This window comes from Comamonas brasiliensis (genome assembly GCF_018292285.1).
GTDB lineage: Bacteria > Pseudomonadota > Gammaproteobacteria > Burkholderiales > Burkholderiaceae_C > Comamonas > Comamonas brasiliensis.
On sequence record NZ_JAANES010000005.1, the window covers coordinates 286,488 to 302,912 of the forward strand.

The 16,425-nt window shown below is 64.4% G+C and carries 12 protein-coding genes; 5 read left to right on the forward strand and 7 right to left on the reverse strand.

The genetic code is table 11. The features are described from left to right. The first annotated feature begins 26 nt into the window (after window positions 1–26). From DJFAAGMI_RS20435 to DJFAAGMI_RS20455, 5 genes are all read left to right on the forward strand, one after another. Window positions 27–1,730, forward strand: a complete 1,704-nt coding sequence (locus tag DJFAAGMI_RS20435) for a PHA/PHB synthase family protein (protein WP_211458715.1) — start codon at window positions 27–29, stop codon at window positions 1,728–1,730. A gap of 174 nt (window positions 1,731–1,904) precedes the next feature. Further along, entirely contained in the window at window positions 1,905–2,378 is a 474-nt protein-coding gene (locus DJFAAGMI_RS20440; protein ID WP_043005437.1) for a phasin family protein, read from the forward strand. A 170-nt stretch (window positions 2,379–2,548) separates the two neighbouring features. Beyond that, window positions 2,549–4,867, forward strand: coding sequence for a DUF3141 domain-containing protein (locus DJFAAGMI_RS20445; protein ID WP_211458717.1), 2,319 nt, complete (start codon window positions 2,549–2,551; stop codon window positions 4,865–4,867). Further along, on the forward strand, window positions 4,864–5,991 hold the full coding sequence (locus tag DJFAAGMI_RS20450; protein WP_211458719.1) for a bifunctional enoyl-CoA hydratase/phosphate acetyltransferase: 1,128 nt from the start codon (window positions 4,864–4,866) through the stop codon (window positions 5,989–5,991). Before DJFAAGMI_RS20445 ends, DJFAAGMI_RS20450 begins: the two co-directional genes overlap by 4 nt. A 71-nt stretch (window positions 5,992–6,062) precedes the next feature. Next, entirely contained in the window at window positions 6,063–7,268 is a 1,206-nt protein-coding gene (locus tag DJFAAGMI_RS20455) for an acetate/propionate family kinase (protein WP_211458721.1), read from the forward strand. Window positions 7,269–7,354: 86 nt separating this feature from the next. On the opposite strand, the gene DJFAAGMI_RS20460 is transcribed toward DJFAAGMI_RS20455, so the two are convergent. From DJFAAGMI_RS20460 to trxA, 7 genes are all read right to left on the reverse strand, one after another. Further along, window positions 7,355–7,603 carry a helix-hairpin-helix domain-containing protein gene (locus DJFAAGMI_RS20460; RefSeq protein WP_211458723.1) on the reverse strand — a complete coding sequence of 83 codons (249 nt, stop codon included), beginning with the start codon at window positions 7,601–7,603 and terminating at the stop codon, window positions 7,355–7,357. A gap of 110 nt (window positions 7,604–7,713) precedes the next feature. Then, a complete protein-coding gene (locus DJFAAGMI_RS20465) occupies window positions 7,714–8,841 on the reverse strand; it encodes an ABC transporter permease (protein ID WP_043005440.1) in 1,128 nt (375 codons plus the stop codon). Between the two features lie 159 nt (window positions 8,842–9,000). Next, window positions 9,001–11,790 carry a ribosome-associated ATPase/putative transporter RbbA gene (gene rbbA, locus DJFAAGMI_RS20470; protein ID WP_211458731.1) on the reverse strand — a complete coding sequence of 930 codons (2,790 nt, stop codon included), beginning with the start codon at window positions 11,788–11,790 and terminating at the stop codon, window positions 9,001–9,003. Window positions 11,791–11,810: 20 nt separating this feature from the next. Continuing rightward, window positions 11,811–12,890, reverse strand: a complete 1,080-nt coding sequence (locus DJFAAGMI_RS20475) for an HlyD family secretion protein (RefSeq protein WP_167003511.1) — start codon at window positions 12,888–12,890, stop codon at window positions 11,811–11,813. 11 nt (window positions 12,891–12,901) lie between these two features. Continuing rightward, window positions 12,902–14,329: an efflux transporter outer membrane subunit gene (locus DJFAAGMI_RS20480; protein ID WP_211458817.1), complete on the reverse strand. Its 1,428-nt coding sequence runs from the start codon at window positions 14,327–14,329 to the stop codon at window positions 12,902–12,904. Between the two features lie 227 nt (window positions 14,330–14,556). After that, window positions 14,557–15,819 carry a transcription termination factor Rho gene (rho, locus tag DJFAAGMI_RS20485; RefSeq protein ID WP_003053478.1) on the reverse strand — a complete coding sequence of 421 codons (1,263 nt, stop codon included), beginning with the start codon at window positions 15,817–15,819 and terminating at the stop codon, window positions 14,557–14,559. 276 nt (window positions 15,820–16,095) lie between these two features. Further along, on the reverse strand, window positions 16,096–16,425 hold the full coding sequence (trxA, locus tag DJFAAGMI_RS20490) for a thioredoxin TrxA (protein ID WP_003053480.1): 330 nt from the start codon (window positions 16,423–16,425) through the stop codon (window positions 16,096–16,098).

Here is a 16,425-nt window from a genome sequence, read left to right on the forward strand (position 1 = left end):
TTGCCATGCAGCAAAAAGGGGCCGCTATGGTTGACCGCGAGGCCGAGACGCAGTTCAGTTCCAGCCAGCAGCTTGATCAGGCTGTGCGTGCGATGTGGGCGCAGCAGTGGCTGTCGGTTTCCCCCGAGTCCCAATGGCAGGCCTGGCTGAACTGGGCAGGCAATCTTGCCATCAGTCCGGGAAAGCGCCTGGATCTCGCGCGGCTGGCGCTGGAGGAATGGGCAAGTCTTTGCTATGGCGGGCCCAGGACCGCAGAGCCCGATCAGCTCTTCAAAGCGGCTCAATGGCAGCAATGGCCGTTCAATGCCATCAGTGCGGGCTTTGCCGCTCAGCAACGCTGGTGGCAGGCTGCCAGCCAGGGCGTTGCCGGTGTTGAACCGCATCACGCGCGCCTGGTCGGGTTCTGGGGCAAGCAGTGGCTGGATATGTGCTCGCCTGCGAACTTCTTTGCCACCAACCCGATTGTTCAGGAACGTACCCTCAAAGAGGGCGGGGCGAATCTGGTGCGCGGCTTGCAGTACCTGATGGAAGACCTCCAGGCCCAGATTGCAAACCAGCCGCCTGCAGGTTCCGAAGCATTCCAGCCAGGGCGCGATGTGGCCGTCACGGCTGGCAAGGTGGTGCTGCGCAACCGACTGATGGAGCTGATCCAGTACACGCCTACCACCGACAAGGTCCACCCCGAGCCGGTATTGATCATGCCTGCCTGGATCATGAAGTACTACGTCCTGGATCTATCCCCAGGCAATTCGCTGATCAAGTATCTGGTCGACCAGGGGCATACGGTGTTCTGCGTTTCCTGGAAGAACCCCGATGCCGATGACCGGGAGCTGGGCATGGACGACTATGTCGAGCTGGGCTGGCGTGCTGCGCTGGATGCCGTTACCGGCATCGTCCCGGGCAAGAAAGTGCATGCGGCCGGCTATTGTCTGGGCGGAACCCTGCTGGCCATTGCTGCAGCAGCGATGGCGCGCGACGGCGACGACCGTCTGGCATCGATGAGCCTGCTGGCCGCGCAGACCGATTTCACCGAGCCTGGCGAGCTGGGGCTGTTCATCGACGAAGCGCAGATCAGCCTGCTTGAGGCCCAGATGGCCCGGCAAGGCTATCTGCGCGCCGAGCAGATGGCCGGCGCATTCCTGATGCTGCGCTCCCAGGATCTGCTGTGGTCGCGCATGGTGGATCACTACCTGCTGGGCGAGCGTGCGCCGATGAGCGATCTCATGGCCTGGAATGCCGATGCCACGCGCATGCCTGCGAGGATGCACTCGCAATACCTGCGCCGTCTGTTTCTGAACAACGATCTCAGCGAAAACCGTTATCCGGTCGACGGCAGGCCGGTCTCGTTGCTCGATCTCAGAGTGCCCATCTTCTGCGTGGGAACGCTTACCGATCATGTGGCACCCTGGCCATCGGTATACAAGCTGCACCATCGCACTGCGGCCGAGATCACCTTTGTGCTGACGAGCGGCGGCCATAACGCCGGCATTGTCAGCGAGCCCGGCCATCCGCGCCGCAGTTACCAGCTGCGCATGCGTCCCGCCGGTGCACAGGACATGCCTGCCGCGCAGTGGCAGCAAGAAGCCGAGCGGCACGAGGGCTCCTGGTGGCCGGCATGGAGTGCCTGGCTCCAAAGCAGATCCGGTACGCCGCTGGCTGCGCCGCGCATGGGCGGCAAGAGCGGCAAGCCTTTGTATGACGCTCCGGGCCGGTACGTGCTCGAGCATTGAGTTGAAGACCTGCGCCGACCAGGATGCATGACGGGCATTTCTCTGCACGAAACGCCACGCGCCATCCGAGTTTGCGCAGGTCACGGAGTTTTCATAGGCCGTCTGGTCACGGTGATAGGCCGGACGGTCCGCCAGCCTCTCGATAGGCACCACCATCACCATAGGGAGACCGATATGAGCATCCAAGCGACCCCCCTGAGTCTGTTCAAGGCCAATGCCGAGCTGCAACTGCGCATCGCTCAGCTGATGCGTGAGAGTGGCCATCGCTGGCTGGAAGCGGCGCAGCACAGCAGTGCTACCGGCATCAGCGAAACCACGTCGGAGCTGCAAAGCCTGCTGAAGGCCGAGGACTGGCAGTCACTGGCCAGCCTGCCCGCCGAGGCTTTCATGCGCAGGATTGAAGACCGCATGAGCGATGCCAGGAGCGCCAGCGATATCGCGATCCGGAACCAGCAGGCTTTTGCCAGCGGTCTGCAGCAAGCCCTGGAGGCCTGGCAGAAGGCGGTGGCCGACGCCATGCGTGCAGACGGCTCGTCCAATCTGCCTGCTTTGCCGCTGCAAGACATCTTCAAGCAGTGGCTGTCCGTCTGGACGCCGCCGGGTCTGGACGCGGCTCAGGCCAAGGGCGGCAAGACGGCACAGAAGTAAGGAGAAAGAGGGGCGGGGCCGCAGCATGGCTACCGCTTCGTCGCCGGATGATCTGCGGTCTTGTCATGGCAGGAATTCCGGCTTTTCGGCGTTCTGGCAGATCCATAAAGCGCCGACAGCTATTGTTTTTGAGTCTTCTTGAGAGAAGCTTGTGACTTCGGGAGCACGATATGAGCAAACCCAGCGAGGCCGGCCCATCGACTCAGGGATCTGTCGATCCTTTGGCATGGTGGCGAGCCGCCGCAGCCTATGCGCTGGATGCTGCCCAGCGCAGCGTGCTGTATGCCGATATCGAGCGCCAGGTCGGCGATCAGTACCGTATGCAGCGCGAGGCCAGGATGCCGAATGTGCTGCATTTCCCTGCCGAGCTGGTGATGTCGGGGCTGGAACTTCCCAGGCCCGTCAACTATGGCCTGGTGCGCATCCAGGCGCCTGAGAATCAGCCGGCCGATCCGGGCAAGCGACCCTTCGTCGTGATCGATCCACGCGCTGGCCATGGGCCCGGCATAGGCGGCTTCAAGCCGCACAGCGAGATCGGCGCAGCGCTGGAGGCCGGCCACCCTTGCTACTTCGTCGGCTTTCTGCCCGACCCGGTGCCGGGTCAGACGGTGGAGGACGTGATGCGTGCCGAGGCGGCCTTCATGCGTCGCGTGGCCGAGCTGCACCCCGACAGCGAGGGCAAGCCCGCGGTCATCGGCAACTGTCAGGCAGGCTGGCAGATCCTGATGACGGCAGCGGTCTGGCCCGAGCTGTTCGGGCCCATCATCGTCGCCGGAGCGCCCCTGTCGTACTGGGCCGGAGACAATCCCATGCGCTACTCGGGTGGCCTCCTGGGAGGCAGTTGGATGACGGCGCTGAGCAGCGATCTGGGCAACGGCCGCTTCGACGGCGCCCATCTGGTGCAGAACTTCGAGCAGCTCGACCCGGCCAACACGCTGTGGAGCAAGCAGTACAAGGTCTATGCCAATGCCGACACGGAGGCCGAGCGTTATATCGGCTTCGAGAAATACTGGGGCGGCTATGTCTTTCTCAACGATGTGGAGATGCAGTACATCGTCGACAACCTGTTCATCGGCAACAAGCTTTCGACGGCCCGGCTGCTGACCTCGGACGGGGTGCGCATCGATCTGCGCAATATCCGCTCGCCGATCCTGGTGTTCTGTTCCTATGGCGACAACATCACTCCGCCGGCCCAGGCCCTGGGCTGGATCACCGATCTTTACGCCAGCGACGACGACGTGCGCGCGCATGACCAGACCATCATCTTCAGCACGCATGACAGCATCGGCCACCTGGGCATCTTTGTGTCGGGGGCGGTCGGCAGCAAGCAGCACCGCAAGTTCGCCAGCGCCATAGAGCAGATCAATCTGCTGCCCGCAGGCATCTACCGCGCCAGCGTGGACGACGCCACGGCACAGGAGCAGAAGCTGCTCCACGATCCTTATCTGCTGAGCATCCGTGCCAGCGGCCTTGATGAAGTGCGCGATATCGTCAAGCCCGATGCCCAGGCCGAACGCCGCTTCGACGCGGCGGCCCGGGTGTCCGACATCAACCTGGCGCTGTACCGCAGCCTCTGGCAACCCTGGGTGCGCGCATTCAGCACCTCCGAGTCGGCGCGCTGGCTGCAGACCCTGCACCCCATGCGCCTGCAGTTCGAGGCCTGGAGCAGCCAGCACCCGCTGGCCGCCCTGATACGCGGCAGTGCCGAATACATACGCGAACATCGCCAGCCCGTGGACGAGGCCAATCCCTGGCTGCAGATGCAGCAGCAGGGCTCGGTCGCGCTGGAGCGCTCCCTCGATGACTTTCGCGACCGGCGCGACCATATCTATGCCCTGTGGTTCGACATGCTCTACGGCTCGCCCCTGATGCAGGCACTGGCCGGACATGCCTATGGCGAAAGCGGGCCGGTGCGCCAGCATCCTGGCACCACGCCCGAGCATCTGGCCCTGATGGCGGGCAGGCAGCGCCAGATCGAGGACAGTGTGGATCAGGGCGGCGTGCTCGAAGCCACGTTGCGCGGCTTGCTGAGCGTGCTGTCGCTGCGCCGCGCCGTGGACGAGCGCTACTACCATCTGGCCGCGCAATTGCTGGAGCAGGAGGCGCCGGGGCGCTGGAGCCTGGCCGAGCTGCGTGCCGCCATCCGCGAGCAGACCCTGGTGATGAGGCAATGCGGTAGTGCCGCCATCGATGCCATTCCCGGCCTGCTCAAGAACACGCCTGCCGACACCATACGCAAGGCCAGCCAGGCGATTGCCAGCATGGCGGCCATCGATACGGGAGCGAAGGCCGAGCAGCAGGCCGTGAAAAGCGCTCTGCAGCAGGTGCAGGCCTTGTTCGAGCAGGCCGCGCTGGCGCAGCAGGCCCCGATGGACGAGGCTCAGGTACCGCAGCTGGCGCCGGCCCGGGCTTCCGCCGCCGCCACGCGGCCCAAGCCTGCCGCGCGACGTCAACCGGCCGCAAGCCGCGGCAAGAAAGGAGTGCGATGAGTCAATCGAGTCCAGAGGGGATGCGGGAGCCGTTCGAGGGCCTGGCTGTCGGCGACAGCCTGCATGTCACCGTTGCCGCCCGTGATGCGAGCACGTTGACCCTGCGCTGCGCCCGCGAGGCACAGGCCCAGGCTTGCACCACAGCGTCACCGCAGGTGGCTGACCTGTCTTCGGGCGGGGCGGAGCAGCCGCTGGACGTGGCCACCCATCATGGCCTGATCCGGCTGCTGGCGGCCGTCAAGGAGCTGCCGCCGGTGCGCATGGGCGTGGTTCATCCCTGCGATGCGATCAGTCTGTCGGCCGCGCTTGACGCGCATCGGCTGGGGCTGATCGAGCCGGTCCTGATCGCTCCGCGCGCCAAGCTTGAGGCGATTGCGCTGGCGCAGGGGTTCGAGCTGCAGGGCTTGCGCATCGAGGACGTGCCGCACAGCCACGCCGCCGCCGAGCATGGCGCCAGGCTTGCCGCCAGCGGCGAGTTGGAGGGCTTGATGAAAGGCAGTCTGCACACCGACGAGTTGATGGCCGCTGTCGTTGCCGGCAGTGCCGGGCTGCGTACCAAGAGGCGTGTCAGCCATTGCTTTGTGCTGCAGACGGCCAGCTATCCACGGCCCTTCATCGTCACCGACGCGGCCATCAACCTGGCCCCCGATCTCTTGCAGAAGGCCGATATCGCACGCAATGCCATCGAGCTCGCGCAGGTCCTGGGCGTGGCCAGACCCAAGCTGGCCATTCTCGCTGCCGTCGAGACGGTCAACCCCAGCATGCCCGCGACACTGGATGCGGCCGCACTGTGCAAGATGGCCGACCGGGGCCAGATCACCGGGGGGGTGCTGGACGGCCCGCTGGCTTTCGACAATGCGGTCTCCATCGAGGCCGCGCGCACCAAGGGCATCACTTCGCCCGTGGCCGGCCAGGCCGACATCCTGCTGGTGCCCGATCTGGAAAGCGGCAATATGCTGGCCAAGCAACTGATGTACCTGGGCGGCGCCGCCAGCGCAGGCATCGTGCTCGGCGCCAAAGTGCCCATCGTGCTGACCAGCCGCGCCGATTCGCGCGAATCCCGCATTGCATCCTGCGCGATTGCGCTGCTGCTCGCACATCACTACCGGCAGACGCCGCCCTGAAAAGCATGGCCGATGGCGCCAGGCTGGCTGTTGCTGCAGTCTGTGCCCTGTCGGCAGACAAAGGTACTGCCATGAGCAATTCCGTCATCATCGTCCTGAACTGCGGCTCGTCGAGCATCAAGTTCGCCGTATTCGAGGCCGCCACGCCGCTGCCGCGCAAACCCCTGTGGAACGGCAAGGTGCAGGGCATTGGCGGGCCCGGCCCCGATTTCGGCGAAACCGACGTCCCGCCCTTTGCCATCGAGCTGGGCGCCGAGCACCCCTATCGCGATGCGCTGCGCATCATTCGCGAGCGCATCACGGCGCGGCTCGAGGACCGGCCCGTGGCCGCGATCGCTCACCGGGTGGTGCATGGCGGCAGCAAGTATTTCGAGTCCACTCGCATTGATGCGCAGGTGCTGAAGGACCTGCGCAGCTATGTGCCGCTGGCACCGCTGCACCAGCCGTTTGCGCTGGAGGCCATGGAGATCCTGCTGCGCGAGCGGCCCGATATCGCGCAGATCGCCTGCTTCGATACCGGCTTTCATCACAGCCTGCCCAAGCTGGAGCAGATATTGCCGCTACCCTACGAATGGTGGCAGCGCGGCGTGCGCCGCTATGGCTTTCACGGGCTTTCGTATGCCTATATGGCGACCGCGCTGGCCGAGCGTCATGGCGACAGGGCCAGGGGACGAACCATCGTCGCCCATCTGGGCAGCGGCGCCAGCCTGTGCGGCATGCATCAGTTGCAGAGCATGGCGACCACCATGGGCTTCTCGGCCCTGGACGGATTGATGATGGGCACCCGTACCGGTGCGCTGGACCCGGGGGCCGTGCTCTATCTGATGGAGATCGAGAAGCTGACGCTTCAAGAGGTGGGGCGTTTGCTCTACCACGACTCAGGGCTGCTGGGCGTATCGGGCATCTCGTCCGAGCCTCGCGTGATCCTGCGCCATGTCGAGGATCCGGGCGAGGCCGGCGAGCGCGCACGCATTGCGCTGGAGCTCTTTGTGCGCCGCATCGTGCGCGAAATCGGTTCTCTGGCTGCGGCACTGGGCGGCCTGGACATGCTGGTCTTCACGGCAGGCATAGGCGAGCACAGCGAGGAGATTCGTGCCCGCGTCTGCGCCGATCTGGCCTGGCTGGGCCTGGAACTCGATGTCCGGGCCAATGCGGCGCATGCGCCCGTGATCTCAGCGACCGGCAGCCGGGTGCTGGTGGGCGTGGAGCCCACGAACGAGGAGTGGGTGGCTGCCCGCGATACGCTTCGCATTCTTGGTGCGCAACCGTCTTCTTGAGAAAAGGCCGCCTGTCGCTCAGGCCTGCGCTGCTGCAAAGATATGCATGAGGCGCAGGCCGGGGCAGCGGGGGGTCCAGCGAGCGCTTAGCTCTCCTGCACTGCCTGCTGCCTGGCTGCGTCGATGGTGGCCTGAATGGCGGCGCGTGCCTGAGGGCTGTTCTTCCAGCAGATGGAGCCCGTGAGCGCAGAGGCCTTGGCGACGATGTCCAGGGCATTGGCCTCACGCAAATGCGCGAACGAGCCATAGCCCAGGGATTCGAGCCGGCTCAGCACCGTGGGGCCCACGCCCTTGAGTGCGAGCAGTGATTGTCGTTCTTCGGTGGTGAATGGCATGGGCGAAATCCTGGGGCTAGAGCTGGAACTGGAGAGGTCTTTGGCACAAGCAGGCGGCTTGCGCCTTGTTGCTGGCGTGGCAGGCCGCTGGATGGCGGCATGAGGACGATTCAGGCCATGCTGGACAAGGTTTTTCTGAATCGCATCAGCGACAGCCAGAACAGCACGGCACCTATGCCCGCCAGCCACAGAAAGGGCTTCCACACGGTTTCTATGCCGGCGCCGCGATACAGGATGGCCTGACCAAGCTCCACAAAATGCGTGGTGGGGGCGAACAGCATCACATCCTGCACCAGCTGGGGCATGGATTCGCGTGGCGTCATGCCGCCCGACAGCAGTTGCAGCGGCAGCAGCGTCAACACCATCAGCAGACCGAACTGCGGCATGCTGCGCGCCACGGTGGCCAGAAAGATACCCATGGCCGTGGTGGCGAACAGGCACAGGGCCGAGCCCGCCATGAACAGCAGCAGACTGCCTTCTATGGGCACCTTGAGTGCACCGCGCACGACCAGATTGAGCGAGACGGCGGCCGCCAGCAGCACCACTGCGCCCATGGACCAGACCTTGGCCAGCATGATCTCGGTGGGCGTCACCGGCATGACCAGCAGGTGCTCGATGGTGCCGTGCTCGCGCTCGCGGATCAGCGCCGCCCCCGTGAGGATGATGGAGAGCATGGTGACGTTGTTGATGATCTGCATCAGTCCGCCGAACCAGATCTTGTCCAGCCCGGGATTGAAGCGCGCGCGCAGCTCCAGATCCACGGGCAGGGCGCTCGCGCCCCGGTAACGCTGGACGAACTCGTTGATCTCGGCCAGCACGATCTGCTGCACATAGCCGCTGCCCGAGAAGGCCTGGCTCATGCGGGTGGCATCCACGTTCAGCTGCAACTCGGCCTTTTTGCCGGCCAGCACGTCGCGCTGGAAGTTGGGCGGGATGGTCAGCGAGAAGGTGAAGTCGCCTGCATCCAGCCCGGGGTCCACATGGCTGAAGTCCACCATCTGCGGCGGCATGAACTGAGGTGGGTAGAAAGCCGAGGCGATGCGTGCCGACAGCGGCGACTGGTCTTCGTCAACGATGGCGATCGGCGCCTTGTGCAGCGTATCGGGCATGGCCGTGGCCGCCGTGTACACCGAGGCCGTGAAGGTGTAGACGATGAGCACCAGCATCACGGGGTCGCGCCACAGGCTCCACAGTTCCTTGACGCCCAGGCGCCAGATATTCTTCAGGCTATGCAACATCGTAAAAGTCCAAGGTGTGCCGTGAAGCAGAAGACGCTCTGAACAAGCGCAGGCCCAACGCAGGGACACCGAGCAAGGGCCGTCCCGCAGCGAAGGTGTCGTCCCCCTCCCGCGCAGCGAGAGAGGGGGAAGGCGCGCAGCGACTCAGGGGGAGCTTCATCACTTCTCCTGCTTGGGCAGGGCCCAGATGGCGATGCCCATGATCACGGGAACGGCGATCAGCAGCGGCAGCAAGGTCGGCGCCAGATCATGCAGACCCAGCGCCTTGTTGAAGACGCCGCGGCTGATGGCGAACATATAGGTGGCCGGGTAGATCTCGCCGATCCAGCGGCCGGCACCTTCCAGCGAGGACACCGGGTCGGTCAGCCCCGAGAACTGCGTGGCAGGGATCAGCGTGCCCAGCATGGCAAAGAACATGGCGGCAATCTGGCTGCTGGTGACGGCCGAGGCCAGCAGGCCCATGCCCGTGGCAATGACGCTGAAGATCAGGGCGGCCAAGACGAGCAGCGGGAAGCTGCCGGTCATGGGCACGCCGAAGACGAAGACCGCCATGGCGCACATCAGAAGGAAGTTCAGCATGGCCAGCACCACATAGGGCAACTGCTTGCCCAGCAGAAACTCGGTGCGGGTCACGGGAGTGACGTACAGGTTCACGATGGAGCCCAGTTCTTTTTCGCGCACCACGGCCAGGGCCGTGAGCATGGCCGGCAGCATCATCAGCAGCAGCGGAATCACGGCCGGCACCATGGCGGGCAGGCTTTTCACATCGGGGTTGTAACGAAAGCGGGTCTCCAGGCTGACCTGGCTGGCTGGCTGCACGCCCAGGCGCTCGCGTGCCTGCTGTGCCAGCCAGAGCTGGTGCATGGCCTGGACATAGCCTTTGACGGTCTCGCCACGCTGGGGCATGGCGCCGTCGAACCAGGCGCCCACGGCTACCTTGGAGCCGCGCAGCACATCACGGCCAAAACCGGGTGGGATCTCGATGGCCAGTGCCAGCTCGCCGCTTTTCATGCGCCGGTCCAGGTCGGCGTAGTCCTGGATGGGCGGCATTTCAATGAAATAGCGCGAGCCCGCGAGATTGTTCACATAGTTCTGGCTGATGGTGCTCTGGTCGCGGTCCAGCACCGCAAAACGCAGGTCTTCGACGTCCATGCTGATGCCGAAGCCGATCACCACCATCAGCACCAGCGATCCCACCAGGGCCAGCGTGGCGCGCACGGGATCGCGCTGCAGCTCCAGCGACTCGCGCCACAGATAGCTCCACAGGCGTTGCAGGCTGAAGCCCGGGCCGCGGGAATGTGCTTCTGAAACAGGAGCTTGTTGCGCATCACCAGCTTGGATATCAGCATGATTTAAGCCTGAAAATGAAGCAGAGCGAGCGGTAGAAGCTTCTTTTTTGATATCGAGCACGGGTGCGGCTTCGCCCGAGGCCTCCACCAGATAGCCGATGAAGGCCTCTTCCAGCGTGGCCGCGCCGCGCTTGGTGGTCAGGGCTGCCGGCCGGTCGCTGTCCAGCACCTTGCCCGCATGCATCATGGACATGCGGTCGCAGCGCTCGGCCTCGTTCATGAAGTGCGTGGAGATGAAGATGGTCACGCGGTCGCGGCGCGAGAGCTCGATCAGCAGGCGCCAGAACTGGTCGCGCGCCACGGGGTCCACGCCCGAGGTGGGCTCGTCGAGAATCAGCAGCTCCGGCTTGTGCACCATCGCCACGGCCAGCGACAGGCGCTGGCGCATGCCCAGCGGCATATTGCCGGGCAGGGTCTCGCGCACCTCGGCAAGGCCGAAGCGCGTGATCATCTCCTCGACCCGCGCGGGGATCTCGGCCGGGTCCACGTGGAAGAGTTCGGCATGCAGCACCAGGTTCTGCAGCACGGTCAGCTCGCCATAGAGCGAGAAGGCCTGGGACATATAGCCCACGCGCTGGCGCGTGGCCACATCATGCGGATCGATCTTCTTGCCGAACAGCCAGGCATCGCCCTCGCTGGCGGGCAGCAGCCCGGTCAGCATCTTCATGGTGGTCGACTTGCCGCAGCCGTTGGAGCCCAGAAAGCCGAAGATCTCGCCGCGCCGGATGCGGAAGTTCACATGGTCCACGGCCACGAAATCGCCAAAGCGCATGGTGAGATCGCGCGCCTCGATGGCGATGTCGTCATCGCGGGTCTGCAGCGGCGGGATCACCACGGCGGCATGGCCGCGTTTTTTCTCTTCGGGCAGCAGGGCGATGAAGGCGGCCTCCAGCGCCGGCATGCCGGTGCGTGCCAGCAATTCGGCGGGCGTGCCGGTGGCCAGAATCCGGCCGTCATCCATGGCGGCCAGCCAGTCGAAGCGCTGGGCCTCGTCCATATAGGCCGTGGCCACGATCACGCTCATCTGCGGGCGCTGGCCACGGATGCGGTTGATCAGATCCCAGAACTGCGCGCGCGCCAGCGGGTCCACGCCGGTCGTGGGCTCGTCGAGAATCAGCAGGTCCGGGTCGTGGATCAGGGCGCAGCACAGCGCCAGCTTCTGCTTCATGCCGCCCGAGAGCTTGCCGGCTGGGCGGGAGAGGAATTTCTGCAGTCCGGTGCTCTGGGTCAGATCGTCGATGCGCGCCCGGCGCTCGGCCGCGTCATGCCCGAAAAGGCGCCCGAAGAACTGCAGATTCTCTTCCACCGACAGCGTGGGGTAGAGGTTCTTGCCCAGGCCCTGAGGCATGTAGGCAATGCGCGGGCAGACTGCATCGCGGTGCTTTTTGCTGCGCATATCGCCGCCCAGCGCCTGTATCTCGCCGCCTTGCAGCGCGCGCGCTCCCGCAATCAGCGACAGCAGGCTGGACTTGCCCACGCCGTCGGGGCCGATCAGGCCGACCATGAGGCCGGCCGGAATTTCTAGGCTCAGGCCGCGCAGCGCCTGCGTCTTGCCGTAGGCGAGCGTCACTTCACGCAAGGTGGCTACATGCTGGTTCATGGCAAACCGGGTCCCGGTATTCACGAGGCCGAAGCGTCGCCGGTGCGCAGCTCCAGTCGGGCCGGCCATTCGCGCTCCTTATCGAGCTTGATCCAGGCCACGCCAGGCAGGCCTGTCTTGACCTGTGTCAGATGCTTTTGCAGCAGATCCGGGGCGATGCGGGCCTTGACGCGGAACATCAGCTTCTGTCTTTCGCTGGCGGTTTCCACGGTCTTGGGCGTGAACTGGGCGGTGCTGGCGACAAAGGACACCTGGGCCGGGATCACATATTGCGGCGCCGCATCCAGCACGATACGCACCTCGGTACCCAGGGCCACGCGGCCAGCCACGGTCTCGGGCAGGAAGAAGCTGATGTAGACATCCGAGACATCAACCATATTGAGCACCTTGCCGCCAGCGCCGATCACCTCGCCGGGCTGGGCCAGCCGGTATTGCACGCGACCATCGCGTGGGGCGGTGAGTTCGCTGTCCTTGACGTCGGCATCGATGCGCTGGACGGTGGCGGCGGCGGCCGTCACCGCCGATTCCGCACCGATGGTCTGGGCCTTGGCTGCGTCGATGGCTGCCTTGGCGGCGGTGGCCTGGGCCTCGGCGGCCTTGAGCGCGGCCCGGGCGCCACGCACGCGCGCCCGGTCGTCGTCCAGTTCCTGCTCCGAGGATGCACCTTCGCGCGCCAGTGTTTCGGAGCGATTGACGCGGCGCAGCGCTGCATCCAGCTCGGCCTCGCGTTGCGCAACCGTGGCGATGGTGGCCGCATACTGGCTTTCGCGCAGCGCGATTTCGGCACGTGCCGAGGTCACTGCATGAGAGGCGCGCTCGCGGCCGGCGATGGCTTCGCGCTGCTGGGCCTGCAGGCTCTCGATCTGCATGCGGGCCAGGGGCTGGCCGGCTTTGACGAACTCGCCTTCCTGCACCAGGACTTCGGCAATGCGGCCGGCGTACTTGGTGGCGACGTCGATCTCGGTGGCCTCGATGCGGCCGTTGCCGCTGACCAGGCCTTCGGAAGCCTGGGCGCTGCGCCATTGCTGCCAGCCATAGGCACCCAGGGCGGCCGCGGCAACGATGAGCGCGGCGATGGTCAGTTTCTTGTTCATGGGCATGGATTTGCGGATCAGGGTTGGAGGGCGGCAGGGGCGGGGGCGCTGTTCTGGCTTGGGGTGGTGTAGCCTCCGCCCAGGGCCGCATAGAGCGCGACCTGGGTGGATAGCAGGGCTTCGCGGCCCTGGACCAGTTGCTGCTCTGCGCTCAGCAGGTCGCGTTCGGCATCCAGCACATCGAGATAGGGCGAGGCTCCCTGGTCATAGCGCAGCCGCGCCAGCCGGGCACGCTCCTTGAGGGCCGCGCGCTGCTCGGTCAGCACCAACTGCTGCTGCTCCAGCGTGCTGCGGCTGGACAGTGCGTCCAGCACCTCGCGCATCGCCGTCTCTATGGTTTTCTCGTACTGGACCACCGCGATGTTCTGTCGCACGGCCTGCAGATCCAGGTTGGCCTGGCGCTGGCCGCCGTCAAAGATCGGCAGCGAGATCGAGGGAACGAACTGCCAGGCACGACTGCCGCCTTTGAACAGGCCGTCGAGTTCGGCGCTGGCCGTGCCCCAGCTGCCGGTCAGGGCGATACGGGGCAGGAATGCGGCGCGCGCGGCGGCCACATTGGCCTTGGCGGCCTGCAAGCCGTACTCGGCGGCAATGATGTCGGGACGCTGCGTGAGCAGAGCCGAGGGCAGGCCTTCGGCCACGGGTTTGAGGTTGACCGGTGTGGACAGCTGCTGCGGCAAGCGCTCTGCATCCAGACCTGTGAGCTGCTGCAGCGCATTGGCCTGCAGCGCGCGCTGCTGTGCAAGTTGAGTGCCTATGAGCTTGGCCTGGTGGACGAGCGTCTGTACCTGCGTGAGCGCATAGCGCGAGGTGGAACCCACCTCGGTGCGCCGCTTGAAGATGCGCAGCGATTCCTCGCGGCTGGCAATCGTGCGCTCGGTCAGGGCCAGGCGCTCATCGAGGCTGCGCAGGGCCAGATAGTTCAGCGCCACCTGCTTGATGAGACTGGATTGGACGGCATGCTGTGTGGCATCCAGCGCCAGATAGTTGCCCAGGGCTGCATCGCTGAGGCTCTTGACACGGCCCCAGAGGTCGAGCTCCCAGCTGTTGAGGCCCACAAAGACCTCCTGATCGCCGGCAACCACGGAGCGGCCGCTGGCATTGAGGTCGGCGGGCACGCGTGCTCTGGCATGGCTGCTGCCAAGCCCGATCGTCGGCAGCCTGGCCGCGCTCTGGATGCCGTAGGCCGCCTGGGCCTCCTGCACGCGCAGCAGCGCGAGGCGCTGGTCCTGATTGTGGGCAAGAGCCGCTTCTATCAGCTGCTGCAATACCGGGTCCGCATAGAAGTCCTGCCAGGCAAGTGGCGCTGCGGTGCTGTTCTGCTGCGTCCAGGCCTGGGGCCACTGGCCCGGCAGCCTGGCCTGCGCCTGTGGCTGCAGCATCGGCACGCTGGTGCTGCAGGCAGCCAGGGCGGCCAGCAAGGCGGCCGATGCCAGCAGGCGCATCGATGTGGGGATAGGGGGTGATTGGCGATTCGCTGATGGGGGCATGAATGCAGAACCTGCGACTTGAAAGCTTTTGGCTTTCGCTTGGCGCAAGATTTGTATAGATGTGAACCCCAGTATTGGGGGGCGGCTCGCAAACCAGTTTGAGCTATGTCAAGTAAGACAGTCAAGCTCCAGAAACAACAAAGCCCCGCGAAGCGAGGCTTTGTTTTGCATGGCGCAGCAGCTTAGCCGCCGCGGCGCATCATGTCGAAGAACTCCACATTGTTCTTGGTGGCCTTCATGTTCTTGATCATGAGCTCCATGGACTCGATCTCGTCCATGTTGTACATGAACTGGCGCAGGATACGAGTCTTTTGCAGAATCTCGGGAGCCAGCAGCAGCTCTTCGCGGCGTGTACCGCTCTTGGTGAGTTCGATGGCTGGGAACACGCGCTTTTCATACAGGCGACGGTTCAGGTGCAGTTCGCTGTTGCCGGTGCCCTTGAATTCTTCAAAGATCACTTCGTCCATGCGGCTGCCGGTGTCGACCAGTGCCGTGGCGATGATGGTCAGCGAGCCGCCTTCTTCCACGTTGCGGGCCGCGCCGAAGAAGCGCTTGGGGCGCTGCAGTGCGTTGGAGTCCACACCGCCCGACAGCACCTTGCCCGACGAGGGCACGACGTTGTTGTAGGCGCGGGCCAGGCGGGTGATGGAGTCCAGCAGGATGACCACATCCTTGCCCAGTTCCACCAGGCGCTTGGCGCGCTCGATCACCATTTCGGCCACGTGCACGTGACGGGTGGCTGGCTCGTCAAAGGTGGAGGCAATGATTTCGCCCTTCACCGAGCGCTGCATTTCCGTCACTTCTTCAGGGCGCTCGTCCACCAGCAGCACCATCAGATGCACATCGGGGTGGTTGGCGGTGATGGCGTGTGCAATGCTTTGCATCATCATGGTCTTGCCGCTCTTGGGCGGTGCCACGATCAACGCGCGCTGGCCGCGGCCGATGGGGGCGATGATGTCGATGATGCGGCCGGTGATGTTTTCTTCGCCCTTGATGTCGCGCTCAAGGCGCATCTGCTCCTTGGGGAACAGAGGGGTCAGATTTTCAAACAGCACCTTGTGCTTGTTTTGCTCGGGTGGGCCGCCGTTGACCTTGTCGAGCTTGGTCAGGGCAAAGTAGCGCTCGCCATCCTTGGGGATGCGCACTTCGCCTTCGATCATGTCGCCGGTGTGCAGGTTGAAGCGGCGCACCTGGCTGGGCGAGATATAGATGTCGTCGGTGCTGGCGGTGTAGCTGGTATCGGGGCTACGCAGGAAGCCGAAGCCATCGGGCAGGATTTCCAGCACGCCGTCGGCGAAAACCTGTTCACCGGCTTTCGCGCGCTTTTTGATGATGGCGAACATCAGTTCCTGCTTGCGCATGCGACCGACGTTTTCGATCTCAAGCGCTTCGGCCTGCTTCAAGACTTCAGACACGTGCAGTGCCTTGAGTTCATTAAGGTGCATGAAATGACTCCAAGCGTGGAGTGAGAATAACCAGGGGGGAGAGGCGTAGAGCCTAACGAAACACTGTAGTAGTGGGCAGGCTTGCCTGAAGAAAATCCAGCGCGGTCCCATGCGGTGGCCGGCGGTTCGTACATTATGACAGGAAAACTGGCGCAGCTTGCAAGCTATTTATCGAGGACTTGTCATCTGCGACCTGCGCAAGGTCTGTGGCAGATGTGAAAGAGGGAGCCCCGAAAGCAAACAGAGCTCCATCTGGAGCCCTGTTTGTCAAACACATCAGATGTGCTGATCGAGGAAGGCGGACAGCTGAGTCTTGTTCAGCGCGCCAACCTTGGTGGCGGCCAGCTGACCGTCCTTGAACAGCATCAGCGTGGGGATGCCGCGAATGCCGAACTTGGCGGGGATTTCACGGTTTTCATCCACATTCATCTTGGCGATCTGCACCTTGCCTTTGTAGCCTTCGGCCACATCGTCCAAGATGGGGGCGATCATCTTGCAAGGGCCGCACCACTCAGCCCAGTAATCCACCAGCACGGTCGTGCCGGGTTGCAGTACGTCAGATTCAAAGCTGGCATCCGTGATGTGCTTGATCAATTCGCTGGCCAT